The sequence below is a fragment of the Flavobacterium adiutor genome, assembly GCF_048282555.1.
In the GTDB taxonomy this organism is placed as follows: domain Bacteria; phylum Bacteroidota; class Bacteroidia; order Flavobacteriales; family Flavobacteriaceae; genus Flavobacterium.
In genome coordinates, this window is the sequence record NZ_CP182487.1 from 5,071,862 (window position 1) to 5,093,234 (window position 21,373).

Sequence of the window (21,373 nt, forward strand, 5' to 3'; positions counted from 1 at the left end):
TATAAAATAAAACTTGAAGAATTTTTTAAATATAATACTTAAGATATAAAGAAGATGAAAGTCCAAACTTAGGTTTGGTGCTTTTATTCGTTAATCATTCATAAAAAGATTATAGATTTCCTATTAAGCACAATATCAAATTTCAACACCTTGTTATTAATATCATGAATAAAAAAATTTATATCTTTTTATCTGCCTTATTATTTTCTTGTTCTATACAAAAAGATAATAATAATAAAATATATCCAATCAAAACTTCAACAGAATCCAGAGGATTATGGTAAAGATGTGGATGGTAATTGCACATTTATTAACAAAAACAAATTATGTGGAACATATAAATTCAAAACTATTGGCAATGGATATGTAGTAAACATAGCTGGTTTAGGGTTTACTGCTAATAGCCCAAGTGGCGATAGAGTTATCGCAGAATTAGGAGTAGTTTGCGTTACCATTCCAAAATATAATTTCCCAATTGCACAATCTTCAGCTAAGTTTAATGCTGCCTGGACTAGTACAATGAATGAAGTAATGACTTATTTAAATAACACTACTGGAATTGTTAATCCAACTCCAACAGTTCTTAAGGGCCTTATAAAAGAATTTTTAACTAATAATTTAAATTATGTTTCAGGTTTTGGTTCAGGAGTATCTATTAATACAGGAGGCTGTAATGGTGTTCCATATTCAAATGCTGTTTATTGCCAATAATATATGATTATGTTTGAAAAAAATCTAAAAATCGATTTCGATAATCTTTTGCCAGAATATCCTAAAGTTTCCCATTGTATAAAAAAGTATTATCCCATAGGGATAACAAGGGAAAACAAAGATTATTTTGATTATTCTGGCATTAAAGAATTAAATGCAATTATTGAAAAAAACATACTAGACGATGATTATTATAAGAAAGAATGGGACGAAGGATTCATAAATGAACTGAAATTAAAATTAAATTTTCAGGATATTCGTGGTACAACAGCAGGTTTAGTTCCTAATTTTTCAGGATGTATTACCTTAGAAAAAACCTTAGAAAGTAGAACAGAATTACATTTTTATAAAAGCTTAATAGGAAATTATTTTACTATCGAAATTTTAGAAAATATCCATTCTAAGGAAATCTCTCATCCGATTTTTGGTAATCGAAAAATTTGGGCTATCGAAAGTATAATTACTTCCCCAATTGGAAAATATGAATTTTTCTTTCGTATAGTTTACCAATCTATTATTGAGAAATATAAAGATGTACAATTTCTGCCTTATATTTTTGATTTATATAAAGTGAACCTTTTGGATGTACCATATAAATCCGATGGAGAGGAAGTAACCATTGCTGGAGCGTTCTTTCAAAAATATTCTTCTTACAATGATTCTATTAATATAATTGGAGATATTAAATATAAAATTGATGAATTAAAATAATTAATAAAATGAGTGCCAAATTTTAGGTTTGGCACTTTTAAAATTATAGAATTTTATCTATTAACAATAACTATCGTCTCAAATTCAATTCAAAGTTTTATCTAATTTAAATCAAAAACTATGAAACGATTTTTCTTAACATTACTAATATTAACGTCATTCTCCTATAGATCCATAAGTCAAAATAAAACTATCGAAGGGAGTTTATACATAAAGTTAATTGATGTTCAAAATCTATTTGACGAATTGTCAGAAGAACAGTTAAATCAAATCAATCAGTACATTGATAACCCAAATACAATATTATCAGACGAAGAAAATAAATTAACCAATCACTACAAATTTTTGTTGCAAACTAAATTACTGAAAAAACCTCATTTCAAATTAAAAATGAATTCTGGTGAAATAGTAAATGTTTATACTGACGAAACAGAATATTTAAAACTAAAAAATAAATTAACTGGTTTTGATAAGTATGAACAACAAATAAATGTAATATTTAAAGGAATGAAAAAATCTGATGGCTTTTTTGATGAAGCCCTGTATTATGCTAATCAAATAACTTCTGTTGAAAAGATTACAGGAGAAACCGATTGGAAAAAATAAAATTCAAAGAAATTATAGTATTTAATATAGATTGTTTACAATTAAACAGTCTATGTCATTTTATAGCAAAAACTATGAAAATATCTAATTTAGTTCTAGTCGTTCTTCTTATTTCAGCATTCGAACCTTGTACTGCACAAACAAAAAGTTTCTCCATAGCAGGAGAGAATTCAGAAGAGCTTGAAAAAGTCATTAAACACTTTAAAAAAAAGGGTGATGATGAAAAATTAAAATCAGCGTACTTCTTAATTTCAAACATGAAGAATAAAGGAACCTATATCAATGACTTAGTAGACAGTCATGGGATATCTGTAGGCTTTAATATTTCGAATTTTAAAAATGAAAACGAAGAGAAAAAATGGTTAGATTCAGTTACATCCGTCAGAGGAAAACTTCACGAATATGAAAATTTCTTACCGGATGTAAAAAATATTAGTGCTCAATTTCTAATCAATAATATCGACAGGGCATTTGAAGTAAAACAAAAAAGTCCTTTTTGCAAAGGTATATCTGATGCTGATTTTTATGAATATATTTTACCTTACAGAGTTAATACTGAAAAATTAGAATTCTGGAGAGACTCTGTTTTAAATGATTTTTCAAAAGAACAAATAGACTCGATTTACAACTTTTCAACGGTTTTGGCTGCCACAAATTATGTAGATAAAATATACCAGAAACGCTTTAAATTTGGAGAAAGACGTTATTTTAAGGAAAAGAAAGTCAGGTCTTATTCCGAATTGATAAAAGACAAAGAAGGTAAATGCAATGACATGTGCAATCTTGTTGTTTTAGCATTACGGGCACTCGGAATTCCAAGTGGCTTTGATAGCATTAAATATAAAAGGGCATCTAATGATGTTGGACATGAATGGTGTTTTGTAAAAGATATAAAGACGGACAAGAACTATCCTTTTGATGCTTTGTCTAATAATGGTCCGGGTTTTTTTAATTTACCTTATAAAAATGCTCCGAAAGTACTTCGTAAGCAATTTACAATTGTTACTGATAATTCCATACAAAATCAGGAAATTACAATTTATCCTGATTTTTTTAACAGCAATTTTCTGGATGTAACAACAGAATATTTTGAAACTACAAATGTCGCCATCCCTCTTGAAAAAAAATATCAGGAACCTTTGTACTTAAGCATATGGCATAAAGGATGGTGGAAACCTATAGCTTATTTTTATGATCCAAATCAATTGATTGCTAGATTCAATAATGTTTCTAAAGATAATTTATATTGTCTCACAAAGTATCGTTTTTCTACAATTGAACAAGTAAATGAGCCTTTTATAGTCAATAAATTTGGCGAAATTAAATATTGCAATTCAACAGAATTAAAAAAAGAGATTTCTTTGAATTCATATCAAAATAAGGAATTGAAAAAAGCAAAAAATAATACCGAGATCTTAGATTTTGATACTCAGCAGAAAATTTGTCGTAAAGTTGTTGAAGAAGATGTTAAAAAAGATGAATGGCAAAATTTTTCAGAAGTAAGCCTGAAAACGAATACACTTTATTTACTTGTAGATGATGCTACTAAAACACAAAAAGTCTTTATGTTAAAAAATGATGGCAGTGTTGATTGGTATTAGAACATAATTAATCCAGCAACTTTTTGCTTACACGGCTGCTGGCAATTAAGGAAGCTACAAATCCAAGAATAACAATAGTTGCCATTACGATAAGGACATTTTCGAATGAGAAAACAACAGGATAAGCCAAAGTTGGGGTTATCATAATCAGTTCATATTGTTGCTGTAGCAGTACTAAAATCATACCCAGGACAAGACCGATTATACCTGCAAAAACGCTTAACAAAGTTCCCTGAAGCAAAAATATTTTTCGAAGATGATTAATTTCGGTACCTAAATTGAAAAGGGTTTTTAAGTTCCCTTTCTTTTCTAAAATCATCATAATTAAAGCCCCTACCAAATTAAAAAGTGCTACAATGATGACAAGCGTAAAAATCAGATAAACAACAATATTTTCGGTATTGAGCATTTTATACAAAGACTCATTAAGTTGTGCCCTGTTTTTTATGGTAATTTTATTTTTGAAAATGGTCTGGAGCTGAGAACGTATCGCTTTCTCATCAGCATTTGGTTTGAGTTTCAATTCGACCCCCGAAATCTGATTTGGCTTATACATCAATAATTCCTGAGCCAGACCTAAATCTGCAAAAATATATTTAGAATCGAGTTCTTCACTAATGGAATAAATTCCGACAGGCAGGACATCAGTTTTATTGAAAGCCTCTTCTGGATTTTCGATTGCTCCTTTTCCTGGTTTTGGCGCAAATACCTGCAACGGATTTTCGAAGTCCAGAATCCCCATAGAAAAATCTTGTGAAATTCCATATCCAACTACAACCTGATAGCTGTCAGGCTTTAGCCATTGCCCATTAAAAAGCTTTTTTTTGATATCGTTTACAACCGGATAAAGGCTGTCAACCCCTTTTAAATAGGTAACCTGCTGTTTGTCTTTAAATAAAAACAAAACACGTTCTTCGATAATTTTGGTGTATGAAGCAACTCCTTCTATTTTTCTGATTTGATTTTCATCTTCGGATGTAATCAAAAATGACTTACCGTAAGTACTGGTCAATTTTAAATCAGGGTCAATTTCATTGGTAAAGGAAAGACTGAAAACTTTTAATCCGCTAAAAACGGATAAAACCACAAACAAAGCCATAGTACCAACAATAATTCCGAGACTGGCAATTGCATTGATGATATTGATAGCGTTATTTTTACTGATGCTAAAAAGATAACGTTTGGCTATGTAGAGAGGGAAATTCAACTTAGGATTTTCTTCTTTTTTCTAAAAGATCACGGTTTTCGATTGGGTTCTCTTTGCCTGCTAGAGCATTGTCAATTTTTTCGATATAATCTAAAGAATCATCAATAAAAAAGACCAAATTAGGAACACGGCGTAATTGTAAACGCACACGTTGCGATAAATCATGTTTTATTAAAGTTGTATTCGATTTTATGGCCTCTAGCGTTTCTTTTGCTTTCTCCTGCGGAAAAATGCTCAAATATACTGTTGCCACAGATAAATCTGTTGTAACACTTACTTTGGATACCGAAATTACTAAATTACTAATTCCGTTTTTTCTCACTTCACCCTGCAAAATATCAACCAAATCTTTTTGGATGACACCGCCTATTTTTTTCTGTCTGTTTGTTTCCATAATGCAAAAATACTATTTTTAAATTCAATCGTATAATTTCATATTCAACATTCAAATGATTTTTATACGATTGATTCTTCTTCCATGAAATTTGATTCATTAGATACTAAAGTTAAAAATCTTTTTTTCAGTTAAAAAATCATCCTAAATATTTTTAGCGAATATCAAATCTCAAAAAAAGACAGCCTTAAAAAAGAAAATTTCCAAAATTAAAACCTCAAAAAAAGAATCTGATATAAATTATAAAATTATTATTAAAAACAGCAATAAAAGACTAAAAAAGTTGTATTTTGGATTAAAAAAGTAAACAATTTTCATTAAAACAATTAAAATTATACTTATTTAATAATTAAAGCATGGCAAAATTAGCACCTAATTTAAATCATAACGGTTGGGATGAAATGTTTTCAAATAAAGGCATTCGGGATTCTTACCGTCAGGTTTTTCAAACTTTACAAGGTTTGAATCATAAAACTTTGACCAGTAAACAAAAACAGGCTTCTGATTTATTCATGAATCAGGGAATTACTTTTACAGTTTATAGTGATGATGAGAATGGAATTGAACGAATATTTCCGTTTGATATTATTCCGAGAATCATCACACAACAAGACTGGCTAGAAATAGAATCAGGAATCAAACAACGTTTATTGGCGTTAAACTTATTTTTGGAAGATATTTATAATGATCAGCAAATTATAAAAGATGGAATTATTCCAGCGGGATTAATTGCCTCATGCCCGCATTATATTCAGGAAGTCCAGGGTATAAAAGTACCCCATAATATCCACGTACACATTGCCGGAATCGATTTGATCAGGGGAGCAAAGGGAGAATTTTATGTCCTTGAAGATAATTTACGATGCCCAAGCGGTGTAAGTTATATGCTGGAAAACCGCGAAATTACAAAACGTATTTTTCCGGATATGCTTTCGTCAAATCATGTGAGTATGGTAAGCAATTATCCGATGATTTTTCACAGTATTCTTGTTTCACTTTCACCCCGAAATGTTTCGAATCCAAATGTCGTTTTGCTAACGCCCGGAGTTTATAATTCTGCCTATTATGAACATAGTTACCTGGCACGCCAAATGGGAATTCCGCTTGTTGAAGGCCGGGATTTAGTAGTTAACAATAGTAAAGTGTACATGAAAACCACTTCGGGCTTACAACAGGTTGATGTCATTTACAGACGTTTAGATGATGAATATCTGGATCCTTTGGTTTTTAAACCAGACAGTGCTCTTGGTGTTCCGGGTTTAATTAGTGCTTATCGTCAGGGAAATGTAGCGTTGGTTAATGCCGTAGGAAACGGAGTCGCAGATGATAAAGCGATTTATGCTTATGTTCCGGATATGATTAAATATTATATGAACGAAGAACCAATTTTGAAAAATGTTCCGACATATCGTATGGAAAATTTAGACGAACGCGAACATGTTTTTGCCAACATGGAAAGTATGGTTATAAAAGAAACCAACCAAAGTGGCGGCTATGGAATGATCATGGGAAACAAAGCAACTCCGGAAGAAATGGACGAAGCTAAAATTGCGATCACCAGCAATCCGCGAAATTTTATAGCGCAGCCTATTATTCAGCTCAGCACAGTTCCGTGTCTGATTGACGGACAGCTTAAATTACGTCATGTCGATTTAAGACCATATGCCTTGTGCGGTCCTAAAGGAGTTCAGATTGTTCCTGGAGGTCTAACGCGTGTCGCCCTTACAGAAGGTTCTCTAGTTGTAAATTCATCTCAGGGTGGCGGAAGCAAGGACACCTGGGTTATTAAATAATATAAATATTCAAAATAAAAGATATGCTTAGTAGAGTTGCTGATGGAATGTTTTGGCTCAACCGATACATGGAAAGAACTGACGGAATGTTACTTACTTTAAACACTTCCTATATTTTATCCTTCGATAAAGAAATCAATGATTCCCAGGGCTATAAGCCTCTCCTGGAATATTATACGAGCTTGTCACAAGCCAAAATTCATTCTATACAATATGATACTCCTCATGTGTTGAAATATATAATTTGTGATAACCAGAATGACAACTCTGTAAAAAACTTAGTCATAAAAGCAAGAGAAAATGCCCGAGGCTCTCAGGATAAAATTACCAAAGAATTGTGGGAACACATTAATTCGATGTATCATTTTATGAACTCCCCTGATTTGCCAAAAAAACTCGAAACCTCTGATGCCTTAAGCGTAATCACAAAACTCAATAAGGACTTACTGCTCTACAACGGAATCCTTCAGGTTACTATGCCGCGCGGTTTAGGCTGGTGTTTTTCGAGTATTGGCAAACATATCGAAAGATGCCTGCAGACCATATCAATGACTCAGGCTTACTTTGCTCCCATCCATTATAATCTTGAAGGCGAGGAAGATTTGATGTATTGGCGACGATTATTACTGTCCCTTTCCGGATATGAATTATACCTAAAAAGTTACAGTAATATTTCTCATAACAGAAAAGTGGTGCATCAGGTAATTTTTAATATGGATTTTGCGCACTCTGTTATCTACACCCTGGATTTCATTAATACTTACTTAGATTGTTTATTTAAAAATACTCATTTAAGCGAAGCACGAACATTAATGAACCAGTTTGGCCGTTTAAAAAGTTATATTGAATTTACAGATTATCAACATTTAACCAATCAGGAACTCGAGGAAGTTTTGCGAAATACCAAAAACCAGTTAATTCAGTTTTCAACCGATTTTTCAAAATTATTCTTTTCTTACACCTAACTATATGGCACTTTTCAAAATAGTTCACATTACTAAATACCAATATAATTATCCCATAAAAGAAAGTATAAACGAAATCCGTTTGTTCCCGCATCATTTTGATAATCAGGAAGTATTACAATACCAGCTTTTAATAACACATGCACCAAATGTTGATATTTCTCAGGATTATTATGGAAACCGTGTTGGAAATTTTAATGTTTTAGAAAGTCATACCGAAATGACTATTGAATCCAGAATGCTGGTTCGGGTAAATCATTCGCTTAAAATTCCGCAAATAGATTCCACTTCCGTAAAAGATATCCAGGCAGAAAAAGAAAAAAGCATCTTATTATTGCGCCTCTGCTACATTGATAAAATCGAAAAACAGGCAGAAATTGAAAGCATATTAGAAAAAATAGACCCCGAAAATAAATCTATAATTGAAATTGCGCAACAATGCAATGCCTATGTTTTTGAAAACTTTACGTACACGAAAGGAATTACCAATATTGAAACAACAGTTGATGAAATTTTAATGCTTAAAAAAGGGGTTTGTCAGGATTTTGCCCATATTCTGCTACATCTTTTACGTACAGCAGGTATTCCTTCCCGATATGTGAGCGGTTATATTTGCCCCAATGAAAGTGGCCTTAGAGGCGAAGGTGCTACCCATGCATGGGTAGAAGTTTATACTCCAACTCAGGGGTGGTTAGGCTTAGACCCAACCAATAATATCTGGACAATGGACAATCATGTGCGTCTTTCAACAGGCCGGAATTTTGGTGATTGTACACCTGTAAAAGGCACTTTTAAAGGACTTGCAAGACAAACGCTCTCTGTTTGTGTATCTATAGGCTATGAAGACGGAAGACAATTTGAAGAAATAAATGATGTAAAGCTACAGGAAGTTTCCTCAAAAGTTGAAGAGCAATTAAACTATATGGATCAATTGCAACAACAACAATAACAATTGTGATTTCAAGCTTCAAATTGAATGGCAATGTAAATACAAAAAAAGGAGCTTCAATTGAGCTCCTTTTATTTTTATCTGTTTTGTAACCACCCTTCAGGATTGTTATTTGATGTGTTTTGAAGAATCAAAAACTTGATTACCGTTTTACCCGTATCACCACTGGTTCTTACTTTACCAATACTTTGTTTAATACTTACCTTATCCCCTTTATTTACAAAAACCTGACTCAGGTTTTGATAAACTGTAAAGTAATCTCCGTGCTGAATCATAACTGCCCTGTTAATTGGCGATAATACCATGATACTTGAAACTTCACCTTCAAATACGGCACGTGCAGTAGCTCCGGCTTCAGTTGTAATTTCGACTCCTGAATTATGAACCGTTAAAGAGGGATAAAGAGGGTGCGGCTGATCTCCATATCCTAACGAAATAAATCCTTTTTCTACAGGCCATGGTAATTTTCCTCGGTTTGCCTTAAAATCAGCAGCCAGAATTTTACCTTCAGGTGTCAATGCAATTTTTGATGACGAAACAGGAGCTTTTGATGTAGTTGAACCCGGGTTTTCCTTTGCTCTTTCTAACGCAGCTTTTCTGTTTGCTTCAGCAATTGCTTCGCGAATCAAACGATCGATTTGTCTGTCAATTCTTTTCGATTCCTGTTGTTTGCTTTTGGTATCAGCAATAATTTTATTTTTATCTTTTTTAATCGAATTTACCAGCTTTTGCTGTTCTTTCTTTTCAATTTCCAGACTTTGCTTTTCCTTTTGATTTTCTGCAATAATTTTTTTCTTTGTTTGTCGCTGACTGTCAAGTTTAGCATTATATTCGACTAATTCTGCTGTTTTAGACTGAATTTCTAAACCTTGATTTTTTCTAAAATTGGTATACTGCTTTAAATATTGTGCTCTTTTATAGGCCTGTAAAAAACTATCCGAAGACAAAATAAACATAGCACGGCTTTGCTCAGATCGGCTTTTATATGATTTCAAAATCATCTTAGCATAATCTTCTTTTAGCACAGCTAATTCCCTTTTTAGTTTATTAACTTTTAGCTGATTTATGTACATATCATTTCCTAAAAGTCTTTCCTGCTTAGAAGTTGTATTAATTAATTTCTCCTTCAGTTTTATTTTATTAGCCTGAATCAGATACTCATTTACAGCAGACTTCTCCTTTTTTCGAACTGACTGCAGCATTTTTTCATTATCACGAATTTCCTGCTGAATCTGCGCTTTTCGCTGCTCCAGTTTTTCTTGTTGCGAGTCCTGTGCCCACACAAAAGCTGTGGTGCATATAAAAATTAGGCTTAGGAAAAATTTTGGCATTTTTAATGTTCTTTTTGCAAATTTAGTTAATTATAACCTTTTTATAACCACTTGGTACACTATATGGAAAAGAAAGTTCTTCATTAAACGAGATTGTATTATAATTTAAATTAATATCGGTCTTTCCTTTAGGCTGGATTGCATTAATTTCAATACTGGTTGGAAGTGTTCCCTGATTAAAAACCTTGTTATCAGAATATTTAATTTCTAACATTCTATTTTCTGAAGATTGCGAAATTTGTTCTTTTTGAAGCAAATATTTTTCAGGCTCCAAAAAGAAAGTCTTTTTCAGATTTGTGCTTTTTTCATCTTCTAAACGAATTAGGTTTTCTACAATCGTCTGTACATATTTTCCTTTTCTTAAGTCATCCAGAGTTTCCCCCACTAATAAATTCTGAACTTTACTGTAATCCAGTTCGGTTCCCAGCCATTTGCTTAAACTTGTAAAATCACCTTCATAATACGTACTGTTTATTTTTTCGTAATAACTTACTGTAGTTGGAGTAATCAAAGCTTTTGCCATTGTGATCCCAAGAAAACGGACACTTACTAAAATCTGCTTATCTTTTTCAATTTTAATTTCGGCTGTAACATTCTGACTTTGTTTTTCATCCACATATTTCGCACTCGCTTTTATGTATAATGTGGAGAAATCTAATTTATTTTCATAATGTTTTTCTACCGCTTTATTATCCTTTTTTATCGGTGTTTCCGTATTACTGTTTTGTACCGCAACCGCTTTTGATTTACAGGAAATCATAAAAACTGTCAGGAATAGTATTGCTATATATTTTTTCATCTTTACTTTTTTTGTTTTAATAACTCATTTGCTTTCAAAAAGTATTCCTCTTTTTTCTTAACATCTCCCAATCCATTATATGCCTCGCCTAACTGAATATTAAAATTTGCTTCCATCTTTTTGTCCTCAACTACATAATCAAGTCCCATTTCTAAAACGGTTTTTGCATTCTTAAATTGCTTTAACTGATTACTTCCTAATCCTGCATAATAATAAAATTGCGGCTGGCTTGGATAAACTTCAATCAACATCATCGCCCTTTGGGTCATTGGCTCAAATTGCCTTGCCTGAAAATACGCTTCAAGCAAAAGCAAATTTGTATCACGATCTTTATCTGAATTGGCACTTAAATGTTTTTCATAATATTTAATCGCGTTCTCGAATTGGTTTTTACTGTGATAAAATTTTCCAATTTCTTTAGCAACATCTACATTTGGATCGTTGTCAAAATAGCCAATCGCTATCTCTAAATCAGATGCATATTGCGGATTTTTATTCACATAAATTAAAAATTCATTAAGTGTTCTGTGCTTAATTTTAGAATCTATTTTTGGACTCGATAAAATAAAATTCATTGCTTTTATCGCCTTTTCTGCCTGGTTTTGATCTAAATATCCTTTAAACAAACTCACCTGCGCCCACTCTGAGTTCGGAATTTCCCTGGCCAGCTGCTTTGAAACATCCAAAGCTTTATCGGTTTCTGCTGTTTTAGAATATAATAAAATCAGGTTAACATAATTAGATTCTTCTTTAGGATGTTGTTTGATCTGACTAATTAAATTATCTATTTCGGTATTTTGAAATTTACCCTGAGATAAAATCTGTTGTTTATATCTTTCTCTGTCTTCCGATTTTCCATATTTGTCATTCATCTCATTGATTGCCAAAAGTGCTTTTTCAAACTCGTTGGTAATCATATATAATGAAATCAGATCATCTTTATATTCTTCATCAAACGGAATAATTTTCTGAATTGTTTCAATTGCCAGAGTATAATTTTTGGTTTCGAAACTTACATCATAAACACCTAACCAGTACCATTTGTTCTTTGGGTCAATCTGAATCGCTTTCTCAAATGCATTTTGAGCATTCTGATAATCTTTTAATTTTAAATAATTTTTACCCAATTCAAAATAAGCAACGGCATCATTTGGTTTGAGCTTAATGCATTTTTCTAAAGACATAATTGCCTTATCATAATTTTCAATTCCTTTCTGTTTTAATGATTCATAAAAAGAGTCCTCATATTCGTCTGTAGCCATAGCAATATCTTCAGGTTCTGTTTGCGCCATAACCATAGTAGAATTGCCAAGCAAAACGAAAAATAAAATTACTAACACTCTCTTTTTCATCATTTACATAATTTTATTTTAAATTACTATTTTATTCAAAAACGGAATAATCACCAATACTGATACTTTTAAATTTTCCATCATAACTCACATGATTTCCGATCATTGCATTATCCAAATCAGCATTTTTTATTTGGGAATAGGTTTGTACCAAACTGTTTTTTATGGAGCTATCCGTAACATGACATCCTTTTCCTAACGAAACATTTGGACCCACAGTTGCATTTTTTAATACTACATTTTGTCCAATGTAACAAGGTGGAATAATAGTTGAATTTTCTAAAGTCACATTATAATCGACTAAACGCTCCCCATCATTATGCAGAAAACCAAGCATTCTGGTATTTGTTTCAACCGTCACATCTTTATTACCACAATCCATCCATTCATCAACGCTTCCTGTTTTGAAAATTTTTCCGTTTGCCATCATGGCTTTAATACCATCGTTGATCTGATATTCACCGCCATTTTGAATATTATTATCCAAAACGCCCTGAAGTTCTTTTTTCAGATCGCCAACTTCTTTGAAATAGTAAATTCCGATAACCGCCAAATCACTAACAAATTCTTTTGGCTTTTCTACCAATTCTATAATTTCATTATTGTCGTTTAATTTTACTACACCAAATGCTTCCGGCTGATCCACTTGTTTGACCCAGATTACGGAATCAGCAGCCGGATCCAGTTCAAAATCTGCTCTGATTAAAGTATCTGCATAAGCAATTACAGCCGGTCCTGATAAGGAATCCTTTGCACACATAATCGCATGACCGGTTCCTAATGGTAAATCCTGACGATAAATAGATGCTTTTGCCCCTAGTCCTTTGGCTAAATCCTGTAAACTTGACACAACATCATCACCAAAAAAAGCTTCGTCTCCTAAAATAAAGGCAACTTCTTCAATGGGTTGTTTTAATATTTTGGCAATATCTTCAACCAGACGATGAACAATTGATTTTCCTGCCACAGGAATTAATGGTTTTGGAACAGTTAAAGTATGAGGTCGTAATCTCGATCCGCGACCTGCCATTGGAACGATTATTTTCATTTTTTGTGTTTATTTTTATGGTGAGACTTAAAAAATCTCCTTGGTTTGGTTGAAAATTTTAAAGGTAAAGCTGCAAAGTCATTTAGTTGAAAATGATACAGTTTTTTAGAGTAATAATACAGTTTACTGAAACTATTTCACACCTGTACTTCCGAAACCACCAGCTCCTCTTGAAGTTTCAGAAAGTTCCTCAACTTCAATCCACTCTGCCCTTTCATGTTTGGCAATGATCAATTGTGCAATTCGTTCTCCGTTTTCGATTACAAAGTCCTCGTTTGATAAATTTACTAAAATTACGCCTATTTCACCTCTGTAATCAGCATCTACAGTTCCGGGAGAATTCAAAACCGTAACCCCTTTTTTAGCCGCCAGACCGCTTCTTGGTCTGACCTGGGCTTCGTAACCAATAGGCAACTCAATAAAAAGACCGGTTTTTACAATTGTTCTTTCTAATGGTTTTAAAATTATTGGTTCAGTTAAATTGGCACGTAAATCCATTCCTGCCGAAGCAATTGTTTCATAATTTGGTAAGTCGTGTTGCGATTTATTAATAATTTGTATTTTCATTTTTTATTTTAAAATTTAAGGCATCATTTTTTATTCATAATTCCTTTGATTGTGTCTTTTTCATTATGATAGACAAAATAAATAAATCCAAGCAATAACGGAATTCCTACAAAATAATTTTCTCTAAACCAGTAAAAAGAAATAGCTGAAAATACAATTGAAATTCCAAGATAAGCTCCAATTTTATTCATATCATAAGGTATTGGATAATATTTGTTTCCTAAGATATATGAAATAAGCATCATACTTCCGTAAGCTGAAATAGTGGCAATTGCTGATCCGTAATAACTGTATTTTGGAATTAATAAATAATTTAAAAACAATGTTACAATGGCACCAACTATAGAAATGTATGCCCCTATTCTTGTTTTATCTGTCAATTTATACCAAACAGATAAATTGTTGTATATTCCCAGAAAAAAATTGGCCAGAATAATTAGAGGAACAACTTTCATTGCTTCCCAATACGATTTATTATCCAGCAAAAGAAGTTTTAGAATATCTGCAAAAACAATAACTCCCAATAAAATGAGCGATCCTAAAATCACAAAATATTTCGTGATAACTGCATAAGTTTGAGGAGCATTTTCATTTTTTGCATGACTAAAAAAGAAAGGTTCTATTCCGAGTCTGAATGCTGTGGCAAACAAAACCATAAATAATCCTAACTTATAACAAGCCGAATAAGCTCCAACTTCTGACTTCGCTAAATTTTCCGGCAATAAATAGCCTAATAAAATTTTATCAAAATGTTCATTAACCGCAAATGCAATTCCGGCAACAAGAATTGGCAACCCATATTTCATCATTTTTTTCCAAAGTGCAGGATCAAATCTTCTTCCTAGTGAAAGATAATTTGGAGAAAGAACAATAAATGTGGCTAAACTTGCTAAAAGATTTGCAATGAAAATATAGGCAATCTGAAAATTTTCAATATATAGATTATCCCACACAGAATTAGGATTATCTGTTGCCAGTTTTGGTAAATAAAGTAAGAAAAATATATTCAGCAAGAGATTTATAACAACATTTCCAATTTTAATAGCTGCGTAAACCATTGGTCGCTGATTGGCTCTAAGTTTAGAAAATGGTATTAAAACCAAAGCATCCAGAACTAAAATCCAAACAGAATAGGTAACATATTGCGTATCAACTTCTGCCCAGTTTGCAAGTGTGTTTCTAAAGATTAACGCTCCGAATAAAAACCCAATTGAAGTCCAAAATACTGATATCGTTGCCGTTGCAATTACATTTTTCTTGTCATCTTCGGCGCTGTAAAATCTAAAAAAAGCAGTTTCCATTCCATAGGAAAGAATCACATTAAAGAAAACCATCCAGGACAAAACAATCGAAACTTCGCCATATTCAGCTGTAGGTAAAATACCTGTATATAATCTGACTAATAAAAAACTGAGCATTCGTGGCAAAACGGTTGCTAATCCATAAATTGCAGTTTGTTTGAATAGATTTTTATATAATCCCAAAATAATTAGTAATAAAGTTCGAAAAACAAAAATAACCAATTCTTTGGTTTTATTGGTGTTTTTAACGAATCAATAAAAAAACTTCACAACAATTTTAATGAATTAATTTTTCTCATTCAAGCTTAGACTAAATGAAAACCTTTTTAGTCATAATAATTATATGTGCTTCCAAAATTTACTGTGAAAGCATCAAATTTGTGAACACACAACTGAAATCATTAAGAAAATAAGCTCTGTTTTGATAAGCTGATATTTAGTAAGAAAATCTTAAACAAATTTTTTTCTAGATAATTCAGGTTAAAAAAACTTATACATGTGAAATATATAACTAGGATAAGAAAATTATATAACATTTTTCCTGACTTATCATCATAAATTTGTCTCATAGGGATTGAGAAAGCTAAATACAACCCTTATAAAAAAGGAAGCACTGGGACTGATAAAGCTTGTTTGTTCCCATAAAAGACAAAGCAAAAGGGATTGATTCTGCTGTATTGTAACCCTATAAAAACAGAGCACTGGGACTAATAAAGCTAGTTTGTTCCCATAAAAGACAAAGCACTGGGATTGATTCTGCTGAAATGTAACCCTTAAAAAAACAGAGCACTGGGACTAATAAAGCTAGTTTGTTCCCATAAAAGACAAAGCACTACAGAGAATAATCTGTCAATTGTTATAAAATGGTATTGATTCTCAATTTTTTGGGGAAGTTGAGGATCACCATTTTATAGTTAATAAAAATAAATTAAAACTATATATTAAAAGAGCCAACAATGAAAGTTGGCTCTTTTGTTTTTATTTTAATGTCCCGTCCTGAAATAGCGATACACAAAAACAATCGTTATGGAAGAATACAGCAATTATGTAAAGCGCACCCAGCGAGATTACAGCATGTCCTTAAAACTTCAAATCGTTAGAGAAGTTGAGCAAGGTAGTTCATCAATTACCCAAATTAGAAAACAATATGGTATTCAAAGCCATGCTACAGTTCTGGGCTGGTTACGAAAATTTGGTAACTTTGATTGGGAAAACCAATCCCCTTTGAATATGGCAAAGTCACCCGAACAAAAAATTATGGAACTTGAAGCCCAAGTCAAGCTATTAGAAAAACAAAAGGCTTTTTTAGAACGACAAGCTTACGTTGCAGATAAAAAAGCAATCTTGTTTGACATGATGATTGATTTAGCTGAGAAAGAATATCATATCGATATCCGAAAAAACTCTGCACCCGAACAATCGCCCGCTTTAAAGCAAAAGAACAAAAAACAGTAGCGTTTACCTGTTATTTGTTCGGGATAGACAGACAGGTTTATTATCGAAAGACTAGAAGAATAGCATCCAAACAAAACAAAGCCAAAGAAGTGATTTTGATGGTGAATAATATCAGGAAGACAATGCCTAGAATAGGTGCTCGAAAACTATATTATCTTTTGTTGGATAAACTTCAATTAATGAAAATTGGAAGAGATAAGTTCTTTGATATACTCAGAGCCAATCATTTATTGATACATTCTAAACGAAGTTATCATGTAACGACTAACTCACATCATCGATTTAATAAACATCAAAATCGAATTCTAGATTTAGAAATTAACAGACCAGAGCAAGTTTGGGTCTCTGATATAACCTATATAGGAAAAAGAGATAATCCTTGCTATTTAAGCTTAGTCACAGATGCTTATTCTAAAAAGATTATGGGATATTATGTCGCCGATAACATGAACACAGAAAGCAGTTTGAAGGCTTTTAAAATGGCTCTTAAACACAGAAACAACAAAAACTTACCATTGATACATCACTCAGACAGAGGGATTCAATATTGTGCTAATGACTATCAAAAGCAGCTTAATAAAAATAAAATTCTATGTAGTATGACAAAAAACTCTGACCCTTATGAAAATGCAGTGGCAGAAAGGATTAATGGTATTTTAAAACAGGAATTTAGGGTTGACAAATACAACCAAAAAGCAGAAATCATGCAAAAAATTGTAAAAGAAGCTATTGATATCTATAATGAAATCAGACCTCATTATTCTAATTACATGCTTACTCCAAATCAGATGCATAACCAAAACAAAATTAAAATGAGAACCTATAAAACAAAAAACAGTAGCAAACCTGAGCTTGCTACTGTCTAAAATTGTACTTTTATTTTTTATTAATCCTGTATCACTTTTTCAGGACTAGACATAAGTTCTATAAAAAAGATGAGAACAAACCTGGGATAGTATTGTTTATAATTAAAATTTACTATAATTTTAAAAAAGTCTTTCTACTCATCTCTACCATATAATGTATCTCAAATACAATTATTAAGTAGTTCAACCAACATAGAACATACAAAATCAATAACTTATACCTCATAATTAGTATAAATAACAAAATTGAAAAAATCACTAAATGTGGGTATTGTGGTTTTGATAATATAATCAAATATTTGTAATACTAAAAAAGTAAATCTTTTTTATAAAAAATAAGGGATTGATACAGCTGATATGTAACCCTCAAAAAAACAAAGCATTTGGTTGATGAAGCTATTTTGTACCATAAAACAAAGCATAGTAGGAATGATACAGCTGATATGTAACCTATAAAAAAACAGAGCTTGGGATAATTTAGCTATTTGTACCCTAAAAACAAAGCACGGGATTGATTAAAGCTAATAGGTAACCCTTAAAAAAACAAAGCAAAGGGATTGTAAGAGCTGAAACACAACCCTCTAAAAAAAGTAAGCATCGGGTTGATAAAGCTAGTTTGTTCCCATAAAAACAAAGCACAGGGATTGTAAGAGCTGAAACACAACCCTCTAAAAAAGTAAGCATCGGGTTGATAAAGCTAGTTTGTTCCCATAAAAACAAAGCACAGGGATTGTAAGAGCTGAAACACAACCCTCTAAAAAAAGTAAGCATCGGGTTGATAAAGCTAGTTTGTTCCCATAAAAACAAAGCACAGGGATTGTAAGAGCTGAAACACAACCCTCTAAAAAAAGTAAGCATCGGGTTGATAAAGCTAGTTTGTTCCCATAAAAACAAAGCACAGGGATTGTAAGAGCTGAATATAACCCTTTAAAAAGTGAGCATTGGGATTAATAAAGCTAGTTTGTTCCCATAAAAACAAAGCAAAAGTGGGTTAATCCACTTGAACTCTTTAAAATGGTACTGATTCTTGGGGAAAAGAATTCTCCAGAATCACCATTTTAAAATCTAATTTAAGAATAGTGGGGAATTCTTAAATACAAAAAAAGAGCCTGCATTTGATTGCAGGCTCTTTTTTGTATATAATTTTGAATATTTATTATCCATTCAAGGCTTCTGCACCACCAACAATTTCTAAGATTTCATTAGTAATAGCCGCCTGACGTGCTTTATTATAAGTCAATTTTAATTGATTTCTTAATGCTGTTGCGTTGTCAGTTGCTTTGTGCATTGCTGTCATACGTGCTCCGTGTTCTGAAGCAAAAGAATCACGAATACCTTTGTATAATTGTGTTTTTAATGATTTTGGAATCAAAGTCAAAACAATTTCTTCTTTTGAAGGCTCGAAAATATAATCTCCAGCAGAAACTGATTCGTCAGATTTAATTGGAGCTAGAGGCAAAAACTGTTCAACCTGAACAATTTGAGTTGCAGCATTTTTAAACTGATTATAAACCAATTCAATTCTATCGTACTCTCCAGATAAGAATCTTTCAGTCAAATTATCTGCAATTGACGCAACGTTATCAAAAGTTAAATGATCAAAAATTGCATTATGATGACCATGAACTTTATGTGTTTTAGCCAAAACATCGTTCCCTTTTTTACCTATAGGAAAAACATCAACCTGTTTCCCTGCGTAAAATTCAGTACGGTTTTTGATTTCTTTAATTACATTTGAATTGAATGCACCACATAAACCTCTATTAGAAGTTATTGCTACAAGCAATACTTTTTTTACTTCACGTTGTGTTGTGTAATCTCCTCCAACTTCACCATCAAGTGTAGCAGAAAGATTTTGCAGTAACTCTGTTAATTTCTCGGCATAAGGGCGCATTGCCGTGATTGCATCTTGTGCTTTCTTGAGCTTTGCAGCAGAAACCATTTTCATAGCCGATGTAATCTGCATCGTTGATGAAACGGAAGTAATTCTATTACGGATTTCCTTTAAATTTGCCATCTATTAATTAGAAAATGTGACAATTTGAAAATTAGATAATTAGAAGAATGTTAAGCCATTTTCTAATTATCTAATTTACGAATTATCTTATTAGTTATATTTTGCTGAAACTTCTTTTGCTGCTTTTTCAATAACATCAGTAATGTTATCATCTAATTTACCAGCTTTCAATGCGTTAAGCGTATCTTTATGTTTGCTGTTTAAGTAAGAGATGAAATCTGCTTCAAATTCTTTTACTTTATTTACAGGAACGTTTTTCAATAAGTTTTTAGATCCTGCATAAATAATCGCTACTTGGTTTTCAACAGGATAAGGATCATTCAAACCTTGCTTTAAGATTTCAACGTTTCTTTTTCCTTTTTCAATTACGTTTAAAGTAACAGAATCAAGATCAGAACCAAATTTAGCGAAAGCTTCTAATTCACGGAATTGAGCCTGGTCTAATTTTAAAGTTCCAGAAACTTTTTTCATTGATTTAATTTGAGCATTACCTCCAACACGAGATACAGAGATACCTACGTTAATTGCAGGACGAACCCCTGAGTTGAACAAATCTCCATCAAGGAAAATCTGACCATCTGTAATCGAGATTACGTTTGTTGGGATGTATGCAGAAACGTCACCAGCCTGAGTTTCGATAATTGGTAAAGCAGTTAAAGAACCACCACCTTTTACAATAGGTTTAATAGAATCTGGTAAATCGTTCATGTTTTTAGCAATTCCATCGTCAGCAATTACTTTACAAGCACGCTCTAATAAACGAGAGTGTAAGTAGAAAACGTCTCCAGGGTAAGCCTCACGTCCCGGTGGTCTTCTCAATAAAAGAGAAACCTCACGGTAAGCAACAGCTTGTTTAGATAAATCATCATACACAATAAGTGCAGGACGACCTGAATCTCTAAAGTACTCTCCAATTGCAGCACCTGCGAAAGGAGCGTAAACTTGCATTGGAGCTGGATCAGAAGCATTTGCAGCAACAATAACTGTATAAGCCATTGCTCCTTTTTCTTCTAACATTTTAGCGATTCCTGCTACAGTTGAAGCTTTTTGTCCAATTGCAACATATATACAAAATACAGGTTTTCCTGCATCGTAAAATTCTTTTTGATTTAAGATGGTATCGATACAAACGGTTGATTTACCTGTTTGACGGTCACCGATTACAAGCTCACGCTGTCCACGTCCAACCGGGATCATAGCATCTACTGCCTTAACTCCAGTTTGTAATGGCTCAGTTACCGGCTGACGGAAAATTACACCAGGTGCTTTTCTTTCCAAAGGCATTTCGTATAAATCACCACCAATTGGCCCTTTTCCATCAATTGGAAAACCAAGAGTGTTAACTACACGTCCTACCATTTGCTCACCTACTTTAAGAGAAGCAATACGTTGGGTTCTTTTTGCTGTTGATCCTTCTTTAATACCTGTTGATGGTCCTAAAAGTACCACACCTACGTTGTCTTCTTCAAGGTTCAATACAATAGCTTCAAGTCCGTTTTCAAATTCAACCAACTCACCATATTGTACATTAGATAACCCGTAAACACGAGCAATACCATCCCCAACCTGAAGTACTGTTCCTACTTCCTCTAGCGTAGCACCAGATTCAAAACCTTCTACTTGCTTTCTTAATATTGCTGAAATTTCAGCAGGTTTGATTTCCGCCATCTTAATTTATAATTTAGACACTTTTTGTGTTA

19 protein-coding genes are annotated in these 21,373 nt (G+C 32.5%); 9 read left to right on the plus strand and 10 right to left on the minus strand.

Annotated features, from left to right (window positions below; genetic code table 11):
- Positions 1 to 288 precede the first annotated feature (288 nt).
- The 4 genes from ACNC7R_RS21590 to ACNC7R_RS21605 all read left to right on the plus strand — a co-directional run bounded on the left by ACNC7R_RS21590 (position 289) and on the right by ACNC7R_RS21605 (position 3,629).
- Positions 289 to 711, plus strand: coding sequence for a hypothetical protein (locus tag ACNC7R_RS21590; protein ID WP_180909553.1), 423 nt, complete (start codon positions 289 to 291; stop codon positions 709 to 711).
- A 9-nt stretch (positions 712 to 720) separates the two neighbouring features.
- A complete protein-coding gene (locus tag ACNC7R_RS21595) occupies positions 721 to 1,422 on the plus strand; it encodes a hypothetical protein (RefSeq protein WP_417943066.1) in 702 nt (233 codons plus the stop codon).
- A 120-nt stretch (positions 1,423 to 1,542) separates the two neighbouring features.
- Entirely contained in the window at positions 1,543 to 2,028 is a 486-nt protein-coding gene (locus tag ACNC7R_RS21600) for a hypothetical protein (protein ID WP_278011690.1), read from the plus strand.
- Positions 2,029 to 2,102: 74 nt separating this feature from the next.
- Positions 2,103 to 3,629: a transglutaminase domain-containing protein gene (locus ACNC7R_RS21605; protein ID WP_417943067.1), complete on the plus strand. Its 1,527-nt coding sequence runs from the start codon at positions 2,103 to 2,105 to the stop codon at positions 3,627 to 3,629.
- Between the two features lie 7 nt (positions 3,630 to 3,636).
- On the opposite strand, the gene ACNC7R_RS21610 is transcribed toward ACNC7R_RS21605, so the two are convergent.
- Entirely contained in the window at positions 3,637 to 4,836 is a 1,200-nt protein-coding gene (locus ACNC7R_RS21610; RefSeq protein ID WP_417943068.1) for an ABC transporter permease, read from the minus strand.
- A gap of 1 nt (position 4,837) precedes the next feature.
- Positions 4,838 to 5,230, minus strand: a complete 393-nt coding sequence (gene rbfA / locus ACNC7R_RS21615) for a 30S ribosome-binding factor RbfA (RefSeq protein WP_417943069.1) — start codon at positions 5,228 to 5,230, stop codon at positions 4,838 to 4,840.
- 356 nt (positions 5,231 to 5,586) lie between these two features.
- On the opposite strand from rbfA, the gene ACNC7R_RS21620 reads away from it, so the two are divergent.
- Genes ACNC7R_RS21620 through ACNC7R_RS21630 form a run of 3 tightly spaced genes read left to right on the plus strand, consistent with a single transcriptional unit; the run spans position 5,587 to position 8,937 of the window.
- Positions 5,587 to 7,023: a circularly permuted type 2 ATP-grasp protein gene (locus ACNC7R_RS21620; RefSeq protein ID WP_417943070.1), complete on the plus strand. Its 1,437-nt coding sequence runs from the start codon at positions 5,587 to 5,589 to the stop codon at positions 7,021 to 7,023.
- A gap of 23 nt (positions 7,024 to 7,046) precedes the next feature.
- Positions 7,047 to 7,988, plus strand: a complete 942-nt coding sequence (locus ACNC7R_RS21625; protein ID WP_417943071.1) for an alpha-E domain-containing protein — start codon at positions 7,047 to 7,049, stop codon at positions 7,986 to 7,988.
- Between the two features lie 4 nt (positions 7,989 to 7,992).
- Positions 7,993 to 8,937: a transglutaminase family protein gene (locus ACNC7R_RS21630; protein WP_110307777.1), complete on the plus strand. Its 945-nt coding sequence runs from the start codon at positions 7,993 to 7,995 to the stop codon at positions 8,935 to 8,937.
- Between the two features lie 77 nt (positions 8,938 to 9,014).
- Here ACNC7R_RS21630 and ACNC7R_RS21635 read toward each other — a convergent pair whose 3' ends face one another.
- The 6 genes from ACNC7R_RS21635 to ACNC7R_RS21660 form a co-directional block, all read right to left on the minus strand.
- Positions 9,015 to 10,268, minus strand: a complete 1,254-nt coding sequence (locus ACNC7R_RS21635) for a murein hydrolase activator EnvC family protein (protein ID WP_417943072.1) — start codon at positions 10,266 to 10,268, stop codon at positions 9,015 to 9,017.
- 22 nt (positions 10,269 to 10,290) lie between these two features.
- Entirely contained in the window at positions 10,291 to 11,067 is a 777-nt protein-coding gene (locus ACNC7R_RS21640) for a DUF4292 domain-containing protein (RefSeq protein WP_417943073.1), read from the minus strand.
- A 2-nt stretch (positions 11,068 to 11,069) separates the two neighbouring features.
- On the minus strand, positions 11,070 to 12,419 hold the full coding sequence (locus tag ACNC7R_RS21645; protein ID WP_417943074.1) for a tetratricopeptide repeat protein: 1,350 nt from the start codon (positions 12,417 to 12,419) through the stop codon (positions 11,070 to 11,072).
- Positions 12,420 to 12,450: 31 nt separating this feature from the next.
- Positions 12,451 to 13,467, minus strand: a complete 1,017-nt coding sequence (locus tag ACNC7R_RS21650) for a sugar phosphate nucleotidyltransferase (RefSeq protein ID WP_417943075.1) — start codon at positions 13,465 to 13,467, stop codon at positions 12,451 to 12,453.
- 132 nt (positions 13,468 to 13,599) lie between these two features.
- A complete protein-coding gene (dut, locus tag ACNC7R_RS21655) occupies positions 13,600 to 14,034 on the minus strand; it encodes a dUTP diphosphatase (protein ID WP_417943076.1) in 435 nt (144 codons plus the stop codon).
- 23 nt (positions 14,035 to 14,057) lie between these two features.
- A complete protein-coding gene (locus tag ACNC7R_RS21660) occupies positions 14,058 to 15,518 on the minus strand; it encodes a lipopolysaccharide biosynthesis protein (RefSeq protein WP_417943077.1) in 1,461 nt (486 codons plus the stop codon).
- Positions 15,519 to 16,361: 843 nt separating this feature from the next.
- On the opposite strand from ACNC7R_RS21660, the gene ACNC7R_RS21665 reads away from it, so the two are divergent.
- Both ACNC7R_RS21665 and ACNC7R_RS21670 read left to right on the plus strand, forming a co-directional pair.
- Positions 16,362 to 16,790: a transposase gene (locus ACNC7R_RS21665; protein ID WP_417939275.1), complete on the plus strand. Its 429-nt coding sequence runs from the start codon at positions 16,362 to 16,364 to the stop codon at positions 16,788 to 16,790.
- Between the two features lie 14 nt (positions 16,791 to 16,804).
- Positions 16,805 to 17,656 carry an IS3 family transposase gene (locus tag ACNC7R_RS21670; protein ID WP_417943078.1) on the plus strand — a complete coding sequence of 284 codons (852 nt, stop codon included), beginning with the start codon at positions 16,805 to 16,807 and terminating at the stop codon, positions 17,654 to 17,656.
- 1,156 nt (positions 17,657 to 18,812) lie between these two features.
- Here ACNC7R_RS21670 and atpG read toward each other — a convergent pair.
- On the minus strand, positions 18,813 to 19,673 hold the full coding sequence (gene atpG, locus ACNC7R_RS21675; RefSeq protein WP_417943079.1) for an ATP synthase F1 subunit gamma: 861 nt from the start codon (positions 19,671 to 19,673) through the stop codon (positions 18,813 to 18,815).
- Positions 19,674 to 19,763: 90 nt separating this feature from the next.
- Complete coding sequence (gene atpA, locus ACNC7R_RS21680; RefSeq protein WP_269234122.1) at positions 19,764 to 21,341, minus strand: F0F1 ATP synthase subunit alpha; 1,578 nt, start codon at positions 21,339 to 21,341, stop codon at positions 19,764 to 19,766.
- Between the last annotated feature and the right edge of the window lie 32 nt (positions 21,342 to 21,373).

Excerpts from the sequence above, each read along its gene's own strand:
- dut (WP_417943076.1), bottom strand. The coding sequence starts at position 14,034 with ATGAAAATACAAATTATTAATAAATCGCAACACGACTTACCAAATTAT.
- ACNC7R_RS21595 (WP_417943066.1), top strand. The coding sequence starts at position 721 with ATGTTTGAAAAAAATCTAAAAATCGATTTCGATAATCTTTTGCCAGAA.
- atpA (WP_269234122.1), bottom strand. The coding sequence starts at position 21,341 with ATGGCGGAAATCAAACCTGCTGAAATTTCAGCAATATTAAGAAAGCAA.
- ACNC7R_RS21645 (WP_417943074.1), bottom strand. The coding sequence starts at position 12,419 with ATGAAAAAGAGAGTGTTAGTAATTTTATTTTTCGTTTTGCTTGGCAAT.
- atpG (WP_417943079.1), bottom strand. The coding sequence starts at position 19,673 with ATGGCAAATTTAAAGGAAATCCGTAATAGAATTACTTCCGTTTCATCA.
- ACNC7R_RS21620 (WP_417943070.1), top strand. The coding sequence starts at position 5,587 with ATGGCAAAATTAGCACCTAATTTAAATCATAACGGTTGGGATGAAATG.
- ACNC7R_RS21600 (WP_278011690.1), top strand. The coding sequence starts at position 1,543 with ATGAAACGATTTTTCTTAACATTACTAATATTAACGTCATTCTCCTAT.
- ACNC7R_RS21630 (WP_110307777.1), top strand. The coding sequence starts at position 7,993 with ATGGCACTTTTCAAAATAGTTCACATTACTAAATACCAATATAATTAT.
- ACNC7R_RS21635 (WP_417943072.1), bottom strand. The coding sequence starts at position 10,268 with ATGCCAAAATTTTTCCTAAGCCTAATTTTTATATGCACCACAGCTTTT.
- ACNC7R_RS21605 (WP_417943067.1), top strand. The coding sequence starts at position 2,103 with ATGAAAATATCTAATTTAGTTCTAGTCGTTCTTCTTATTTCAGCATTC.
- rbfA (WP_417943069.1), bottom strand. The coding sequence starts at position 5,230 with ATGGAAACAAACAGACAGAAAAAAATAGGCGGTGTCATCCAAAAAGAT.
- ACNC7R_RS21640 (WP_417943073.1), bottom strand. The coding sequence starts at position 11,067 with ATGAAAAAATATATAGCAATACTATTCCTGACAGTTTTTATGATTTCC.
- ACNC7R_RS21665 (WP_417939275.1), top strand. The coding sequence starts at position 16,362 with ATGGAAGAATACAGCAATTATGTAAAGCGCACCCAGCGAGATTACAGC.
- ACNC7R_RS21625 (WP_417943071.1), top strand. The coding sequence starts at position 7,047 with ATGCTTAGTAGAGTTGCTGATGGAATGTTTTGGCTCAACCGATACATG.
- ACNC7R_RS21650 (WP_417943075.1), bottom strand. The coding sequence starts at position 13,467 with ATGAAAATAATCGTTCCAATGGCAGGTCGCGGATCGAGATTACGACCT.